Source organism: Burkholderia sp. BCC1972 (genome assembly GCF_905339605.1).
Classification (GTDB): Bacteria; Pseudomonadota; Gammaproteobacteria; order Burkholderiales; family Burkholderiaceae; genus Burkholderia.
Window position 1 is genome coordinate 70,492 of record NZ_CAJPGH010000019.1, and the last position, 16,713, is coordinate 87,204.

At 61.8% G+C, this 16,713-nt stretch carries 14 protein-coding genes; 3 read left to right on the top strand and 11 right to left on the bottom strand.

Going from position 1 to position 16,713, the window contains the following annotated elements:
* Positions 1–12 precede the first annotated feature (12 nt).
* The 7 genes from tssG to U5798_RS24820 all read right to left on the bottom strand — a co-directional run bounded on the left by tssG (position 13) and on the right by U5798_RS24820 (position 6,822).
* A complete protein-coding gene (gene tssG, locus U5798_RS24790) occupies positions 13–1,113 on the bottom strand; it encodes a type VI secretion system baseplate subunit TssG (protein ID WP_322083523.1) in 1,101 nt (366 codons plus the stop codon).
* Positions 1,077–2,912, bottom strand: coding sequence for a type VI secretion system baseplate subunit TssF (gene tssF, locus U5798_RS24795; protein ID WP_322083524.1), 1,836 nt, complete (start codon positions 2,910–2,912; stop codon positions 1,077–1,079). The genes tssG and tssF overlap by 37 nt, the downstream gene beginning before the upstream one ends.
* 77 nt (positions 2,913–2,989) lie before the next feature.
* Complete coding sequence (gene tssE, locus U5798_RS24800; protein WP_124453256.1) at positions 2,990–3,475, bottom strand: type VI secretion system baseplate subunit TssE; 486 nt, start codon at positions 3,473–3,475, stop codon at positions 2,990–2,992.
* Positions 3,476–3,537: 62 nt separating this feature from the next.
* Positions 3,538–4,041, bottom strand: a complete 504-nt coding sequence (locus U5798_RS24805) for an Hcp family type VI secretion system effector (RefSeq protein WP_124453258.1) — start codon at positions 4,039–4,041, stop codon at positions 3,538–3,540.
* 71 nt (positions 4,042–4,112) lie between these two features.
* The gene (gene tssC / locus U5798_RS24810; protein ID WP_124453260.1) at positions 4,113–5,603 is read right to left on the bottom strand and encodes a type VI secretion system contractile sheath large subunit; all 1,491 of its coding nucleotides are present in this window, start codon (positions 5,601–5,603) and stop codon (positions 4,113–4,115) included.
* A 15-nt stretch (positions 5,604–5,618) separates the two neighbouring features.
* Positions 5,619–6,134 carry a type VI secretion system contractile sheath small subunit gene (tssB, locus tag U5798_RS24815; RefSeq protein ID WP_006484395.1) on the bottom strand — a complete coding sequence of 172 codons (516 nt, stop codon included), beginning with the start codon at positions 6,132–6,134 and terminating at the stop codon, positions 5,619–5,621.
* Positions 6,135–6,180: 46 nt separating this feature from the next.
* Complete coding sequence (locus U5798_RS24820; RefSeq protein WP_124453262.1) at positions 6,181–6,822, bottom strand: tetratricopeptide repeat protein; 642 nt, start codon at positions 6,820–6,822, stop codon at positions 6,181–6,183.
* A gap of 374 nt (positions 6,823–7,196) precedes the next feature.
* On the opposite strand from U5798_RS24820, the gene tssJ reads away from it, so the two are divergent.
* The 3 genes from tssJ to icmH all read left to right on the top strand — a co-directional run bounded on the left by tssJ (position 7,197) and on the right by icmH (position 10,034).
* Positions 7,197–7,808: a type VI secretion system lipoprotein TssJ gene (tssJ, locus tag U5798_RS24825; RefSeq protein ID WP_124453264.1), complete on the top strand. Its 612-nt coding sequence runs from the start codon at positions 7,197–7,199 to the stop codon at positions 7,806–7,808.
* Between the two features lie 100 nt (positions 7,809–7,908).
* Complete coding sequence (tssK, locus tag U5798_RS24830; RefSeq protein WP_006477098.1) at positions 7,909–9,255, top strand: type VI secretion system baseplate subunit TssK; 1,347 nt, start codon at positions 7,909–7,911, stop codon at positions 9,253–9,255.
* The gene (gene icmH / locus U5798_RS24835; protein WP_124453266.1) at positions 9,252–10,034 is read left to right on the top strand and encodes a type IVB secretion system protein IcmH/DotU; all 783 of its coding nucleotides are present in this window, start codon (positions 9,252–9,254) and stop codon (positions 10,032–10,034) included. The genes tssK and icmH overlap by 4 nt, the downstream gene beginning before the upstream one ends.
* 84 nt (positions 10,035–10,118) lie before the next feature.
* Here icmH and U5798_RS24840 read toward each other — a convergent pair whose 3' ends face one another.
* From U5798_RS24840 to U5798_RS24855, 4 genes are all read right to left on the bottom strand, one after another.
* Positions 10,119–10,436 carry a hypothetical protein gene (locus U5798_RS24840; RefSeq protein WP_322083525.1) on the bottom strand — a complete coding sequence of 106 codons (318 nt, stop codon included), beginning with the start codon at positions 10,434–10,436 and terminating at the stop codon, positions 10,119–10,121.
* Positions 10,437–10,649: 213 nt separating this feature from the next.
* Entirely contained in the window at positions 10,650–11,234 is a 585-nt protein-coding gene (locus U5798_RS24845; protein ID WP_322083526.1) for a hypothetical protein, read from the bottom strand.
* Between the two features lie 399 nt (positions 11,235–11,633).
* Positions 11,634–12,020, bottom strand: a complete 387-nt coding sequence (locus U5798_RS24850) for a hypothetical protein (protein ID WP_322083527.1) — start codon at positions 12,018–12,020, stop codon at positions 11,634–11,636.
* 1 nt (position 12,021) lies between these two features.
* Positions 12,022–16,695, bottom strand: coding sequence for an RHS repeat-associated core domain-containing protein (locus U5798_RS24855; protein WP_322083528.1), 4,674 nt, complete (start codon positions 16,693–16,695; stop codon positions 12,022–12,024).
* Positions 16,696–16,713 lie beyond the last annotated feature (18 nt).

Genomic DNA, 16,713 nt, shown 5'->3' on the forward strand with positions numbered 1-16,713 from the left:
TGTCGTTCGGAATCAGTGAATCACGTGCAGTTCGTAGCGTGCGTCGGAGCGGTCCTCGGGCGCGTCGCGCGTGCAGAGGAACGCATCCCAGCCGAGCCGCGAGCCCGCGCCGAGCACGCTGGCGCCGACCTCGGTGCGCTTCAGCACGAGCCTCACCTCGTACTCGAGCGTGACGCCCGCGAGCAGCGTCAGCATCCGCTCGAGCGCGATGGCCTGCGCGCCGCCGGGCAGGAATGCCTCGTAGTCGCGCTTGGACAGCGGGCCGACGACGATCCGTGCACGCATGTCGCGCTGCCAGACGCGTTCGCCGACGAGCGCCGTCGCACCGAGCACCGCGTTAACTTCGCCGAGCACGCTCAGCTGGTCAGGCGGCACGTCGTACCACTTGCCGACGAACTGGTCGATCTTCACCGGCACGCGGAAGTAATCGGACAGCGCGCGCTGCAGGTACGCGGCCGACATCGGCCGGTGCCGCGCGGCCAGCGCGTAGCCGGCGACGGCCTCGTCGAGCACGCCGCCCGAGCCGGCCGCAAGGCTGTCGCGCACCTCGTCGCTCGGCACCCCCGCGATCGCGAGCAGCAGCGGCAGATAGCGCTCGTCGCGGTCGAGTTCGTAATGAAACGGCAGCCGGTATTTCTTCCACGCCGCGTAGAACAGCGCGGTCGCGCGGTTCGAGAACACGTCGAAGAACGCACGCGCCGCGTGATCGCGCCGCAGGTGCTCGCGCGCGACGATCTGCTCGGTGTAATGCAGCGGCAGCGCGCCCTGCCCGCCGAGCAGCCCGAAGAACGCGGGCGTCAGCTCGACGTGGCCGAGCTCGCCGGCCGCGAGCGCGGCGCCGCGTTGCTCGTCAGAATCAAGCAGCGTGCCGTCGTCGTCGAACGAACGCACGCGTTCGATCTCGCTCGGCGGAAAGCCGAGCGACAGCGTGTTGCGGAATTCGATGCGCTGCGCGACCACGTCGCCCTGCCGCCACGCGCCGGGCGCATCCGACGCCTGCCGCGCGAACAGCCCTTCGAGCACGCGCACCGCCTGGAAGAACTCGAAGCGGTGCGGCTCGTCGAGCAGCGCGTCGACTACGCCAGGATCGATTCGCCGGTTCGGGGCTTGCATCGGATGATCTCCTCGCCGGTGCGCTTCGACACGACGACCAATTGAACGAAACTGTTGAGGTGGACGTACAGCCCGAAGAAGCTGTCGAGCACGCGCACGAACGACGCGAGGCTCGCTCCGACGAAGTGTTCCTCGTCGATCGTCAACCGGATCTCGATGCCGCGCACGAAGGTCGCGAACGGCTTGCCGGGCAGCCACTGCACGGCGCCGCGCTGCTCGATCCCGGCGAGGCCGTCGATCTGGCGCATCGACACCGCGGTGCGCCGCAGGTCGTACAGCGTCAGCATTTCCTTCAGCGGCGCGAGGCCGTGCGCGACCAGCGACACGTGATTGAGCGCGAGATGCGACACGAGCCGCCAGTGCGCGGCGCGGCCGCGCTCGAAGCGCACGCTCTGCGTCGGGCGGCGCAGCAGCGAGATGCCGCTCGTCTGCGCACCGCCTTCCTGGAACAGGTCGCCGCCCTCGAGGCCGAACGCGAGCATCGCCGGCAGGTCGCGGTTCGTGCAGGTGAGGTCGAGGCTCAGCGTGTCGGTTTGCGGCGACGTCGGCTCGAAGTCGATGTCGACGATCGAGATCTCGGTTTCGTAGCCGGGGCTCTTCTGCGCGACCCAGTCGTTGCGGCGCGCGAACCAGTAGTGGCCGATCCGCGCCGATTCGCCGTGATGCAGCGAGTAGAACGGCCGGAACTCGATCACCGACTCTTCATGCGCCTGCTGCCGGACGAGCTTCACCGAGTCGATCGAGTACACCTCGTACGCGAACGCGCGCCGCGCCTCGGCGATCACCGGGTACGACACCGCCCGGTGCGTAATGCGGATCGGTTCGCCGTGCTGGCGGAACAGGTTGACGATCGGTGTGCAGAACAGCCGGAAATGGCTCGGTGTCAGCAGCTCGAGCAGCCGCGCGACGTGCGAATCGCTGCGCACGTCCTGCAGCACGAGATGCAGCGTCGCGCGCTGGCAGCGGCCCGACGCGCGCGTGATCGCCGCGAGATCGAAATCGACGAAATCGAACTTGTCGGGGAACGCGAAGTATTCGGTGAGCAGGCGATACGCGGGATGCGATTTCGCCGGATAGTCGATCAGCGCGTCGTCTTCGTCGAAGCCGGCTTGCGCGATCGGCAGCTTGCGCAGCGCGGTCCAGCGGCCGTTGCGTTCGGGCTCGACATACGCGCCGAGCACGTTGACGAACAGGCAATCGGTGAGCGCGGCGACGAACGACTGCTCGCCGTGCAGGTGCGCCCGCAGCGTCGACAGCTTCAGCGCGCCGAGATCGAGCTGCGCGGCGAGCGATTCGAACGTGATCGAGATCACGCCCGTCGCGTTCGACGGCAGCACCGTCGCGCTCGGCGCGAGCGCGACCGGCGTGTAACGGGCTTCCGAAATGCGGATCGGCGCGAGCGTCACGTCATAGGCGGTGCGGAACCGGCACTGCACGCCGCGGATCGGGCGGCTCTTCAGTTCGGTGCCGCGATCGATCACGACCGGTTCGGTCTGCTGGCCGGGCGAAGCCGGCGTGAACTGCGCGATCGAGCACGACGGAAACGGCCGCAGGTAGTGCGGATACAGCACTTCCAGCAGCGCTTCGGTGAATTCGGGATAGTCGTCGTCGAGTTTCTTGTTGATGCGCGCGCCGAGCAGCGCGAACGACTCGATCATCCGTTCGACGTGCGGATCCTCGCAATGCTCGCCGGACAGCGCGAGCCGCGCCGCGATCTTCGGATAGCGTTCGGCGAAATCTCGCGAATAGCGCCGCAAAAACGATAATTCGCGCTCGTAATACGGCAGCAATTCTTCCATCGACGACCCCGAACCTCAATATTTCCTGCCGGACCCTGATCCACCACCGGGCGGTCCGGCCCGCTCGGCGGCATGATTTACTGCATTCTTGCAGCGCGTGCGCGCGTGACCGAATACTGCAGCGTCGACGGTTGCAGCATCGCGTCGAAACTCACCGGCTCCTCGGCCGGATGCACGACGAGCAGCGCCTGGATCGCGAAGTAGAGCGCGTTGGTGGCCTGCTCGTTCAGCTCGAACGTCACCTGCACCTGCTGCAGGCGCGGCTCATGTCGCGCGATGGCCTGCTGGATCGACTTGCAGATGAATGCGCGATCGTAGTGGCTCGCGAGGCTCAGCCCCGCGAAATCGTTCAGCCCATAGGTCAGCACCGATTTCTGGCATTCGGGCAGCGTCGCCAGCTCGCTCTCGGTGTGCGCGATGCGCGTGTTGAGGATCGCCTCGACGTCGCGGGCGACCGTGTTCTTCAGCTCGTCCAGCGACAATTGCCGCATCGCTGCCGAGGCCGGCAGGTGCGGTTCGTCGTCGAACAGCTTGTCGAGAAAACTGGGTTCGAATCGTTTCATCGGACGGCATGCACAGCGAAAACGGCAACGGGACGCCGTGCGCCCCGTTGCCGCAACCGACCTTAGACCGCGTAGGTCTTGTCGTTCTTCGTCAGGCTCCAGGCGCCTTGCGTGTTGCCGCCCTGGTTGCCGCCGATCTTCTGCTGGGTCTGCTTCCACTGCACGGCTGCGTACTTCAGCGAGAACGTCTCGATCGGCAGACCTTCCTCGCGGACGCTCGGCGCGATGCTCGAGATGATCACGTACTTGAGCTTGACTTCCAGATACTGCACGCGCTTGCCTTCACCGTCAGCGCGCGAGAAATGGATCGTCACTTCGTCGAACGTCGTGCCGCCCGACGCGTGCTGGTACAGCAGCGGGCTCGAAGAATCGATTTCCTTCGAGAACACCATGTCGCCGTGTTCGCAACGCGTTTGCGTCAGGCCGCCGGCCGACGACGCCGTTGCCGAACGCGGTTGCAGGATCGAGTGATCCCACGACTTCAGCTCGAGCCAGCCCTGATGATCCTTGTCAGCCGACTCGCCCTTGACTGCCGGGCTACCAAATTGCAAGTGAATGTGTAACATGGCCCTTCTACTCCCCAAAGAGGTGGTTTTAACGTCCTACCCAGGCGGCCCGCCCGGGCGATTTTGCTCGCTTATGAATTTGCCGATTTGGGCAGATCAGCGACAAGTCGCAGAGAAATCGAGAGTTCGTCGAGCTGAAAGTGCGGACGCAGGAACGCGACCGAACGATACGAGCCCGGCTTCCCCGGAATCTCCGACACTTGTATGGAAGCCTCGCGCAGCGGGAATTGCGCCTTCTGTTCCTGCGACGCGTTGTCGTCGAGCAGGACGTACTGCGAAATCCACCGGTTGAGGAATGTCTCCACGTTCTGCGCCGATGCGAAGCTGCCGATCTTGTCGCGCATCATCGCCTTCAGGTAGTGCGCGACGCGCGATACCGAGAAGATGTATTGAAGCTGCGCGGACAGAACGGCGTTCGCGTTGGCGCTGTCGGTGCTGTATTTCTTCGCTTTCTGCACCGACTGCGCGGCGAAGAACGCGGCGTAATCGGAATTCTTGCAATGGACGAGCGGGATGAAGCCGAGGTCGCTCAGCTCCTTCTCGCGGCGATCGGTGATCGCGATCTCGGTCGGGCACTTCAGCGCGACTTCACCGTCGTCGGTCTTGAACGTGTGGGTCGGCAGGTCCTCGACGAGGCCGCCGCCTTCGACGCCGCGGATCGCCGCGCACCAGCCGAAGTCGTCGAACGCGGCCGTCAGGCGGGCTGCGAAGGCCCACGACGCGTTGCACCACAGGTACTTGTCGTGGTCGGTGCCGTCGACGTCCTCGACGAAGTTGAAGCGTTCGGCGGTCTGGCCGTCCTTCGGATTGAACGGCAGGCGGCCGAGGAAGCGCGGCAGCGTCAGGCCGACGTAGCGCGAATCTTCCGAATCGCGGAACGACTTCCACTTCGCGTATTCGACCGTGTCGAACACCTTCGCGAGATCGCGCGGCTTGCCGAGGTCGGCGAACGACTCGAGGCCCAGCAGCTCCGGCGACGCCGATGCGATGAACGGCGCATGGGCGGCTGCCGCGACGCGCGACATCTGCTCGATGAAGTACAGGTCTTCCGGCTGGCGCGAGATCTCGTAATCGCCGACCAGCGCGCCGAACGGCGAGCCGCCGAACGTGCCGAATTCTTCTTCGTAGACCTTCTTGAACAGCGCGCTCTGGTCGAATTCGCTCGCGCCCTTGAAGTCGCGCACGAGGTCGCGCTTCGGTGCGTGCAGCGCCTTGATCTTGATCGTCTGGCCCGTGTTGCTTTCCTTGACCAGGTAGTCCATCCCGCGCCACGTGCTCTCGAGTCGCTGGAATTCCGGCGCGTGCATCACCGCGGAAAGCTGCGTGGAGATCAGGCGGTCGAGCTCCGCGACGCGCGCGTCGATCGTGGCCGACAGGTTGTCCGACACGATCACCGTGCCGTCGAGCACCTGGTGCACGAGTTCGCCGATCAGGTCCTTCGCGCGTGCGTGCTCGGAATCGGATTTCGCGACCTTGCTCTTCTCGACGATATCGTCGAGCAGCGAAGTCCCGGCGGCGTATTCCGCGCCGCTCGCTTGGGCCGCAGCCGTTTGCTGGTTCATCTCAACACTCCGTCGTCATTCGCCGTCTTTGTCGCCGCCGGTGCCCTTTGCGAGCTCCTGCAGCTGCTGCGTGTTCTTCAGCACCTCGGACAGCAGATCCTCGAGCTTGTCGTTGCCGGCGAGCTTGTTGCGCAGGTCGGCGAGCTTCGAGCGCGCCTCGAGCAGGCGGCGCAGCGGCTCGACCTGTTCGACGACTTCGTCCGGGCTGAAATCCGACAGCGAGCGGAACTTCAGGTCGACCGCGAACTTGCCGCCTTCCGGGCTCAGGCGGTTTTCCACCTGGAACGCGGCGCGCGGCTCGATCGCCTTCATCACGTCGTCGAAATTGTCGCGGTCGATGTTGACGAATTTACGATCGCGCAGCTTCGGCTGCTCGATTTCGGACTGGCCCGCCAGATCGCCGACGACCCCGACGACGAACGGCAGTTCCTTCACCTCGATCGCATCGCCCTTCTCGACCTCGTAGGTGAGCTGGACGCGCGGCGGCCGTATTTTCTGCAAGCTTTTCTGAATGCTTTCTTTCTTGGCCATCTCGACGGCTCCCAGGTTAGTTGTGGTTATCGCGTCAGTTGCGGTTTCAGTTGCGCAGTGCGCCGAACGGATCGCCGCCCTTCGCCCCGCCGCCCGCCGCCGTATTGGTCGGCGGCGTGACGGTGGCTTCGGTGTTCTGCGTCGTGCCGGCCTTCTTGGTGTGCACCACGGTGCGGCCCTTCTTGCCCTTGCCGTACGCACGGGTCGACGTCGTTTCCGGCGGGAACAGCGCCGATTCGCCCAGCGTGTCGCGCAGCTGCTTCGCCAGCGCCTGCGCATCGGACTTCGCGTCGCCCGCGAGCGACGAATCCTGGCGCAGCTCGCCGAGCGATTGCGTCGCGATCCGCAGGCCGGCGACGGCCAGCACGCTCTTCGCCTGGCGGTCAGTCGCGTCGCGCTGCAGCGCTTCCTGGGCGGCGACGATCGCCTGGCCGTAGTGGTTCTGCGCGAACTGGATCTGCGCGATGCGCGACCACGGCTCCTCGCGCGTCGGATCCGACTTCGCGAGCTGCTGGTAGAGGCCGAGCGCCTTGTCCTGGTCCCCCGCCTTCGCAACGGCGTCTGCATCGGCCAGCGACTTGTTGAACACCTCGGCGGTCGGCGGCGCGGACGGCTGGCTCGCACAACCGGCGATCACGCCGCAAGCCACTACTACCCCAGACAGTTTTGCGAAGAGACGGTCTTTCATCGTTATATCCACCGGCGCGTGAGTTTTAAATCGTTGAGAATCTGGTTCTTTTGCTTTGCAAGAAGCGCGCGGGTATAGTACCGATCAATTTTTCATAATTCAATCGTCGTGTGAAGAGTAATTCCTTTTAAAACCGGGCGCTACCCCCTCGAATGGCCTATCGCTGCGGGTTCGCGGCGGTTTTTCCTTTCGGCCGGGACGCGCAAGTTTTACTGGCCGCACGACGCACCGCCGGGGTGGCGGAAAAAATTTCCGAACGCCTGCCGAGACGCAGGCGCGCTTAATAGTTGAACAATGCAACGCCGGGGATACGCAGCGAACGCGGAAATACCCGGCAGAATTGACAGGGATAAAGGCGGCACGCCGGAAACACGATGAGATCGTCCATGATTCGCTATGCGCTGCCGCTGGTTGTGTGCGCCCTCCTGGCCGGATGCGCGGCCGCTCCGCTGCTCGGCTCGGCCGCGAGCGCCGTGATGTCCGCGGCCGGTATCGGCAAGCCCGAGGTGCCGGACGCGCAGAAGCCGCCGCGCAATATCGGACTCACGCTGGCCGCCGCGCCGAACCTGAATGCCGCGACCGACCACAAGCCGCTCGCGCTCGTCGTCCGGCTTTACGCGCTGAAGGACCCGACGTCGTTCCAGCAGGCGCCGTTCGACGCCTTTACCGATCCGACCAAGGAAAAAGCCGCACTCGGCGCCGACCTGTTGAACGTGCGTGAAATCACGCTGATTCCGGGCCAGCGCTATACGGCGACCGAGAAGGTTTCACGCGAAGCGCAGGCGTTCGGCATCGTCGCGCTGTTCCGTGATCCCGCACTCCAGCGATGGAAACTGACGTTCGATCCGGCGAAGTCGGAGAAATCCGGCATAATCATCGGCCTGCATAATTGCGCGATGACGGTCACCGATGGCACTGTCATTGCACCGCAGCAGGGTGCGCCTTCACAACCGCTGAATATGCTTTCTTCGGTGTCCTGCGGTTAAACATGTCGCACGAATGTCAATTAACAAGAGTTAACAATTGGCGATTTATTCGGGCACGAACAATCGATGACATCGCAACGCCACATTAACCGGATTTGACATGAGTTATTCGGCCAAGGTGCTGTGGGGGGAAGGGCTGTTCCTCCGGCCTCAACACTTTCAGCGACAGGACGCGTACCACGAGGCGCGCCTGTTCGAGTCCATCCAGGCGATCCAGCCTTACAACTGGGGCGTGCGCTCGGTGCGCATCGACCGCGACGCGCTCGGCAGCAACGTGCTGCGGGTTGCGGAACTCGCGCTCGTGTTCCCGGACGGCGCGTTGTATGCCGCGCCGCAGGCCGACGACCTGCCGCCGCCGATCGCGCTGGACACGCTGCCCGACGGCATCAACGAATTCGTGTTCTATCTCGCGCTGCACCCGCTGCGCGAGAACGGCACCAATTACAGCGACGATCCGGCCGCCGGCTTCATGACGCGCTTCGTCAGCGAGCAGACGAGCGTCGCCGACAACTTCACCGATGCGGCGGAAGCCGACATCACGTTCCTGAAGACGCAGGTCAAGCTGATCGCGCACAGCGAACCGCGCGACCAGCTGCTGTCGGTGCCGCTCGTGCGCGTGCGCCGCACCGCGACGTCCGGTTTCGAGATCGACGACAGCTTCGTGCCGCCGTGCCTCGCGATCGAGGCGTCGCCGATCCTGCACCAGCGGCTGCGCCAGCTCGTCGACGCACTGCAGGCGAAGGTGAATGCGCTGTACGGTTTCCACCGCGAGCCGTCGAAGAACATCATCGAGTTCCGCTCGGGCGACATCGCGTCGTTCTGGCTGCTGCACACCGCGAACGCCGCTTTCGCGACGCTCGCGCACCTGCACCAGCACGCGGCGCTGCATCCGGAGCGGCTGTTCCAGGAACTGCTGCGCCTCGCGGGCCAGCTGATGACGTTCTCGAAGGGCTATACGCTCGCCGACCTGCCCGTCTACCGCCACGACGATCCTGGACCGAGTTTTGCGCGTCTCGACCTGATGCTGCGCGAGCTGCTCGATACCGTGATCTCGACGCGCTACTTCGCGATCACGCTCGACGAGGTGCGTCCGTCGTTCCACCTCGGGCGCCTCGACTCCGGCAAGATCGACGACAAGACCGAGTTCTACCTGGCCGTGTCCGCGGACATGCCGAGCGTCGAGCTCGTCGATGCGGTGCCGGCCCGCTTCAAGGTCGGTGCGCCCGACGACGTCGACAAGCTCGTGCTGTCGGCAATGCCCGGCGTGAGGCTGTCGTACACGCCGCAGGTGCCGCCCGCGATTCCGGTGCGGCCCGGCGCGTGCTACTTCGCGCTCGATTCGCGTAGCCCGCTGTACGAGCGCATGCTGCAGGCCCAGTCCGCGATGATCTATGCGCCGACTGGCATCAATGACCTGAAATTCGAACTGATCGCGGTCACATCATGAGCTACGCGCCTTCCCTGTTCGGCGACAACGCGCCGGCACCCATGCATACCCCGGCGTCGACGGACTCCGCGTTCCAGGCGCGTTCGCTGCTCGACCTGCTGTACGACGGCTTCTTCATGCTGTTCCTGCTCAAGAACGGGCGGGAACCGGACAGCGCCGGCGAGTTCAGCACGCGGATCCAGGAATTCCTGTCGGATTTCGAGCGCGGCGCGAAGAAGCTGAATATCGCTGCCGAGGATGTGTACGGCGCGAAGTTCGCGTTCTGCGCGGCCATCGACGAGATGGTGCTGTCGTCGCAGTTCAAGATCCGTGCGGACTGGGAACGCCGGCCGCTGCAGCTCGTGCTGTTCGGCGAGCAGCTCGCGGGCGAGAAGTTCTATCAGTATCTCGAGGAGTGCCGCGCGCAGGGTGCGGCGCGGCTGCAGTCGCTCGAGGTGTTTCATATGTGCCTGCTGCTCGGGTTCCAGGGCAAGTATCTGCTCGAAGGGCCGGAGAAGCTCGCGTACCTCACCGCGCGGCTGGGCGATGAAATCGCGCATATGAAAGGCAAGCGGGCGCCGTTCGCGCCGCATTGGCCGTTGCCGGATCAGATCGCGCATCGGTTGAAGCGTGAGGTGCCGGTTTGGGCGATTGGGGCGGTTTTTGCGCTTGTCGCGCTGCTCGGGTATCTCGGGCTCAATACTTATCTCAAGGACAAGACGCTGCAGGCGTTGGCGCCTTATTCGCAGGTGATCAAGGTGGGCCCGGAGTCGGCTAATTTGACGATTTCGTTGCCTTGAGGCTACGCTTCGTTCGGACGTTGACGCTGCATGAAAAAGGACCGCTTGGCGGTCCTTTTTTACTGTGACGCGCGGCGTGCACCGTCAAAGCAGGATGAATTCTTCGTTGTCGACGTAGAACACGAACGCGTCGAACAGCTGCGCGACGGTCGGTTCGTCGACCTGGTCATGCGCGTTGATCACGATCTCCTCGATCGTCGCGCTGTTCAGCGTGACGCGCCAGTCAGGGTACGGTGCGACGGCGGGCGGTGTGTCGGTCTCGGGGTCGTCGGCGTCTTCGGTGAATGCGCCCTCTGTATCGAGCGTCCATGGCGTCGGCGGCATGCAGAGCCATCCGGAGAAATCGCCGGGGTGTTCGAGGATGTGTTGCAACGACACTTCGGTCGTGGTGGTGGTCGACATGGGTATTGCGGTGGTAACGGGACTGGAGTCAATGCGCAGGAGCGGCGATGTGGCAGGTACACGAAAGGGCCTGCGTCGCGGCGCTCGTGTCAGCGAGCCGTGATTATGCCAATTCCGTATGCGCGCAGTGGACTCGGTGGTTGCTGTCGGTCCGTGAGCGGACGCGATACCACCATTCGAGATCGAGTCTAATTTCCCACGTCGGATTGCCCTTCAGGGTTGGTAGCGGATCGTTTCATAGATCTTGGCCATGCCCTGCTTGGCGGCACCCTCGTTCGCAGCCAATCCGGACGAGAGGACTACGCAGGTCCAGCCCTTGCCACAGACCTTGCTGGTGACGAGATCGAGACGGTGCGCGTAGAGCTCGTCTTGGTTGAAGATCGTGTGCGTATAGCGTGAAGCAAGTGCCGGATACTTACCGCTCAACATGAACGGCATGAAGTCCGGCTTCGTGTACTGGGTGGGCTTGTCATCCACCTGGCTCTGGTACAGGTACTGCGCAGTACCTTCGAACGAAGATGCGACCTTCGTTCGCAACACCTGAACGACCACGTCCAGATTCAATACTTCGAATGCCGATTTGTCGGCTTGGATACTGACTCCTCGGCCGTCGGTGTCCTGGAGCCGATCGTTTGCCGTAATCCTCCAGTCCCCCGGGAGCTGGAAGCTCAAACCGTTGGATTTGAAGAGCTTTGGATGAGCCAGATCAGGGGCTGCGGCGGCTCTCGGCCGGAAATCGTCGGCATATGATGTCGTCGCGAGCGAGAGAAGAACGAAAGGCACGAAAACGGTCTGCATAGAGCGCGCTCCTCCTAAACACCACTTGAAACCTGCATCCCTCATCTATACTTTTTGCCGATTGAACTTTGGGCAAGATACTACGACTTCCGTGATCGCCACACCTACGAACTCACCATCTTCTTCATCAGACTCCCTAGCCAAATAGACATAATATGGCGGTCAGGTCCGAATCGAAATCGTACGTAATCATCTCCCCCTTCCCGAACCAATCCAATAAAAGAAGCGAAGATGACCCACCTTGCATCAATGTCGGAAATTTTTACTCATCAACATACAATTCACGCCAATCGACACGTATCCTCATCACTTCGCCTCAACTGAACGATTGCACGTCCCATCGAAAAAGAATAACCCGGAAACGCGAAGCTTCCACTCTCATTCAGCAGCAAACCGACCCTACAAAGTTAGAGCATCGTAAATCAAAATCTTATCCTCTTCAGCCATTTTATATGCATGCATAACAAGAGTAAGATCACTTTCAACACCATCTATTATTAGATCGAATTGCATCCTCTTACTGGACTCCGATGGCGCCCCGGGATCAATTTCATACAACTTCACGTGACTAACGATGTAGCCTCGATCAGGGACTCCAATCCTTTTTAGCGCACTCTCATCCAGAACATCCCCGCACAGATATTCCAAAATATTCCTCTTAATCCCCTCCGACTCTTTGGCGTCAAAATTTCCATCCGAAACCAATTTTTCGAAAATATTTTTCGAAAAGCATTCACATATCTTGGATATCTCCAAAATCATATCCTCTGTAATCCATTTGCTCACACTACCACCTCCTAGTTGAACTATTTCTATTCCCTGGCACACGAGTCGGTGTATCAGCCGTAACGCCCATATTGGAGAAATAATTGTCAGCTCGCATTACATGGCAGCGAGTTTCATCTGCAGAAAAACCAGCTCGGCGTAGCGCCCGATATGCAACCCGACGCTCCGCTGCATATGTACCGCCGACACCTCTCTGACGCTGCGATTGTGTCGCAACATAATGCTCCGACCCAATTTCGTGTGACGGCCCCGCCAATTGCACCGAAGGTGCAGCGTTCGCAGCAGCATCATCGTATCCTGGGACGCCTTTCATGGCCGCGTTTTGTATTACGTGATGCGAATCTGCCGGAACATTGTTATACGGTCCGAATTTACGGCCTGACTCCGAAAGAATTTTCTCGCAATCCTCCGGACAAGGGCGACATTTCTTTAACCCAAGTGGGTCGATCCAGCCTATCGGGTTGGGTGCGTATTGATAGACATTAATGCCGCCGATGAGGCCAATCGGATCTTTACTAATGAGCCGTCCGCTACTCGGATCATAGTATCGGTGCCGGTTATAGTGAAGCCCCGTCTCCTCATCAATCTGCTGCCCCTGAAACCGCAGCGGATTTCTCGGCGCAATTCCTGCCGCTTTCGATACACGCGCAACAATCTCTCGCGCCTCTCCCCACGCCTTATATGTCCCCTCCCACACGACGTCACCGTCATCATCTGTCAGCAACTGAGGTGTCCCGATCTGGTCGCAGTGGTAATAGAACAGTGCCGCGCCGCCTCGCCGCTCCGGCATCTTTTGCAGCGGATCTTCCTCTGGCACATAGCGGTCGGTATTCTCCCACCCCGGTGTCTCGATTCCCAAGACTGGCTCAGACACATACTGCGCCAGCGGCACAAACGTCCCCGGTTCGTAGATATAGTGCGTACCGCACTCGCCGTCGCTCTCATACGCCAGTGTGTCACCATCCCACCCGAACACCGTGCGCTCGCCGTTCACCTCCTTTGCGATCCGGCGACCGAATGCGTCGTAGAAATACCGTGACTGACTCTGCCGCGATGTCTCCGCGACCCGCGCCGACAGCAAACGATTGAACTCATCCCACTCATACCCCTGCTCGCCCGCAGGCGTAAGCTTGCGCACCAGATTCCCGCGTGCGTCGTACTCGAAGTGCATTCCCGCATACGCCTTCAGCAGGTTACCGAGCACTTTCGGCACCTCGACCGGCAACGTGCTTTCCGGTCGCACCGGGCTTGGACGGGATGCTGGTGCCTCCGTAGACGTAGTCGGATCGACGATGTTGTTCGCCGGATCGAACGCAAACCGCTCCTTCGCAACCGGACTGATCGCTTCGATCAACCGCCCGACTGGATCGTATCGATAGTCGGTCCCGCCCTTACGGCTGTCCTCGATCCGAGACAATTGCCCCACTGCGTCATAGCGATACCGCCGCTCGGCAAGCGGTGCGGGTGCCGTCGACCGCTGAATCGTCTGCTGAAGCAAACGTCCCGCAAGATCGTAGTGCGTACGCTGCCCGACCTTGCTCGACAGGACGCGCACCGTCTCGCGATGAAGGTCATCGCGCTCAAATTGCACCCGCTCCTCACCATCGAGTTGCATTCCATGCACGTGTCCGGAACCGTACATCAACCAGTCGACCGCATGACCATCTGGCCGCACGGTACGTCGTCGGTTGCCAAGTTCGTCGTATTCGTGGTGCCACACGTAGCTGCGCCGTTCCCCAAACAGATCGTAGGCGTGATGTTCGCGCACGAGGTTGCCAACCGGATCGAAGAAGGACTGCACACGGCTGTATCGGTTCACCGCATCGATCAACCTGCCGCTCGGGTCGTAGGCAAACCGTTCCTCGCATTCCCCCACGACACGCTTCATCACACGGCCAATCGCATCGACATCAACCGACATCACGCAACCCGCTGTGTCCACAGAAACAAGCCTGCCGTTTTCCTTGTCGTACTCATAGCGCGTCGACTTGCCGTCAAAGCCGATTTCCTCGATCAGCCGCCCCGCCGGATCATAGTGAAACTGGTACGTTGCAAAGTTCGCATCAGTCAGCGCGACTAAGCGACCGAGACGGTCATAGCGAAATGCAAGCGTCCGCCCGAGCGCATCCGTGCGGCTCGCGATCCGGCCAACCGCGTCATAGCTGTATCGCATCGATCGATTGAGTTGATCGACATGCCGCAACAAACGCCCCTCAGCGTCGTATTGCACATGCGCGACTCCGACCGGTGAACGAATTGCCGTGAGTTGGCCGTTCGGGCCATAGTCATATGCGACCACGCCCCCCGATGCGTCCTTTGCCTCAATCACGCGCCCGATATCGTCGTAGTGCCACTCCGTCTTCTTTCCGGAGCAGTCCGTGTAGCTCGTCAACCGCCCACCATCGTTGTACTCCAGCGCCTTCGACCCACCCTTCGCATCGGTGATCTGTATCGGCAATCCCTTGTCGTTGTAGATGTACTTCGTCGAGTGCTCGAGCGGATCAATCTCCTCGACGAGATTGCCCGCGTCGTCGTACTTGCGCTGCCACACATGTCCGTTCGGATCAACGAGTCGGATCATCTGATCCTTGTCGTCGTATGCCATCTCGACGACGCTACCGTCCGCCCGCTCCTGCCAGACCAAATTGCCGCGCGCGTCGTATTCACTCCGCTCGATGCTGCCATCCTGTCGGATATGCAGTACCAGATTGTGATGAGCATCACGCCGGAACCACTCCTGGTTACCGTCCGGATAGACGATCCGATACACGTAACCGTGGATGTTGAAGTAGTACCGCGTCATCTGACCGAGTGCATCGGTCACGTAGGTCAGACGGATGTTCGGATTCCATGCGAGCCGGAGATCGAGGCTGCCGTCATCCGCATACTCGCGAATGCACTTCGCGTCCGCATTGTCTTCGGCATCGGCACCATCCCATTCGAGCGTCATCCCGCGACCCGTGCGATCGGTATAGCGCGTCACCAGGTGGCGGCAATATTGATACGTCCGTGCGTTGCCATGACGATCGGTCGCACGCACGAGATCCCCGTCCGCATCGTATTCGTAGCTCGCCAGCGTGCGACGCGCGCCGTCCTTGAGCACATGCTCGATCTGCACGATTCGGCCATGCTTGTCGTGCTCGAACGCGAGCACATTGCCGCTCGCATCGATCAGGCGTGCAAGGCGATCAAGCGTGTCGTAGTCCAGCGTGATCGTGTTGCCGGCACGGTCCTTCTGCATCGCGAGCCGGAACGCTTCGCCGCGGCGCTCGTACACATGCAGCGCCTCATGGCCGTATGCGATCGTCACCCACGTGTCATCGAGCCGCGACAGCGTCAGGTTCTCGGACAGATCATCGTGCACCGCGCCGGCCGCAGGTGCCGGATACTCGATGCTGCGCCCTTCCGCATCGCGGTAAATCCACTGACCATTCTTGATGTCGATTCGCGTCGTATAGGGCGTGATCCACCGCGCGCCCAACTCGCCATTGTCATAAGCCGACAGCCGTGAACGATAAGTGCGCTCCCAAACGAGCGGCATCGCGCCGGGCAGGTCGAAATCCACGTGGGAGAATGTTTCGTCACCGAACGCGAAATCGATGGATGCCGTTGAGGCTCCGAGCCCGCATGCCTTGCACGTGCTCTTCCCCGGCCCTTCGGCCGGCGCCTGCCCTTCGGTTGTCTCCAGCCCTTCCTGCCCCCGCGTCTTCTTCGCCTGGCTCTTCCCGTTCGCCTTGACGTCCGTACTCTGCTCATGAAGCTTCGCGCGTGCCTTGACGCGGCCGACGGCCTCGATCAGCTGCAGGACCAGCCACATCATCTTGCCTTCTTCGCTGCCGGCAAGCGAACGGATCGACGTCGCGATCTTCGGTGCCTCCGTCCGAAGGAACGCCACGGTGCCGCGAAACGGCTCGAGCCAGGTATCCGGCGCGAGCTTCGTCACCGCGCCCGCCGTCTTGTTGGCGACCTTCTTGCCGAGCGCCTTGGTGCCCTCGTACGCGAATTGGATGCCGTCACCGACACGACTCGGGCTGTACCACGGCCGGTTGTCGGCCATCTTCTTTGCGAGCTGCTGCTGTCGCTTCAGATTCGCGTTGGCGTCGAAGAGCTGACCGTGCAGCGCCTTGTCCATGCCCGTCGCCAGCGCGAGCATGAGCTCCTGGCACGTCGATGCGCATCCGTTGAGCAGTTCGACGAGGCCGGACTTCAGCTTGTTGAGAAAATCCTCGATCTCGGTCGCGCAGGTCGCGTTGATATGCGTGACCAGCACGGAGATGATCGCCGCGCCGAGGTTGTTGCGCGTCATCAGCAATTCGTGGCGAACGAGCGCAAGCAGCGGGCGCGCCGACATCCGGAAAGGCGCGAGCGTCGGCGGAACCGGGATGATGCCAAGCAGATTGATCGCAAGGCTCATGTAGTCGAGCACCTGGCCGCCGCGCTTCTCGATGATTTCGGCAATATCGCCGAGCGCGTCGACCATTGCCATGATGTTGCCGATGATCGGCACCGCGCCGGCAAATGTCTTCACGTCCTCAAACGTGATGTGGTTGCCGCTGATCTTGCGCAACCACGCATCGAAGCGGTTGCCGACCGCGACGACATCCTTCGGAGAAACATCGCTGAGCCAGGTAACGGCCTGTTCCTTCTCTGCGCCCGGCGGAAGTTGTTGTGCCATGTCGTTCTTCGTTCAGTT

Bases quoted from the DNA above. Each gene is read 5' to 3' on its own strand.
- tssB (WP_006484395.1), bottom strand. From the start codon at position 6,134: ATGGCCAAGAAAGAAAGCATTCAGAAAAGCTTGCAGAAAATACGGCCG.
- tssJ (WP_124453264.1), top strand. From the start codon at position 7,197: ATGAGATCGTCCATGATTCGCTATGCGCTGCCGCTGGTTGTGTGCGCC.
- U5798_RS24805 (WP_124453258.1), bottom strand. From the start codon at position 4,041: ATGTTACACATTCACTTGCAATTTGGTAGCCCGGCAGTCAAGGGCGAG.
- tssG (WP_322083523.1), bottom strand. From the start codon at position 1,113: ATGCAAGCCCCGAACCGGCGAATCGATCCTGGCGTAGTCGACGCGCTG.
- U5798_RS24820 (WP_124453262.1), bottom strand. From the start codon at position 6,822: ATGAAAGACCGTCTCTTCGCAAAACTGTCTGGGGTAGTAGTGGCTTGC.
- icmH (WP_124453266.1), top strand. From the start codon at position 9,252: ATGAGCTACGCGCCTTCCCTGTTCGGCGACAACGCGCCGGCACCCATG.
- tssK (WP_006477098.1), top strand. From the start codon at position 7,909: ATGAGTTATTCGGCCAAGGTGCTGTGGGGGGAAGGGCTGTTCCTCCGG.
- tssC (WP_124453260.1), bottom strand. From the start codon at position 5,603: ATGAACCAGCAAACGGCTGCGGCCCAAGCGAGCGGCGCGGAATACGCC.
- U5798_RS24845 (WP_322083526.1), bottom strand. From the start codon at position 11,234: ATGCAGACCGTTTTCGTGCCTTTCGTTCTTCTCTCGCTCGCGACGACA.
- U5798_RS24855 (WP_322083528.1), bottom strand. From the start codon at position 16,695: ATGGCACAACAACTTCCGCCGGGCGCAGAGAAGGAACAGGCCGTTACC.
- tssF (WP_322083524.1), bottom strand. From the start codon at position 2,912: ATGGAAGAATTGCTGCCGTATTACGAGCGCGAATTATCGTTTTTGCGG.
- tssE (WP_124453256.1), bottom strand. From the start codon at position 3,475: ATGAAACGATTCGAACCCAGTTTTCTCGACAAGCTGTTCGACGACGAA.
- U5798_RS24840 (WP_322083525.1), bottom strand. From the start codon at position 10,436: ATGTCGACCACCACCACGACCGAAGTGTCGTTGCAACACATCCTCGAA.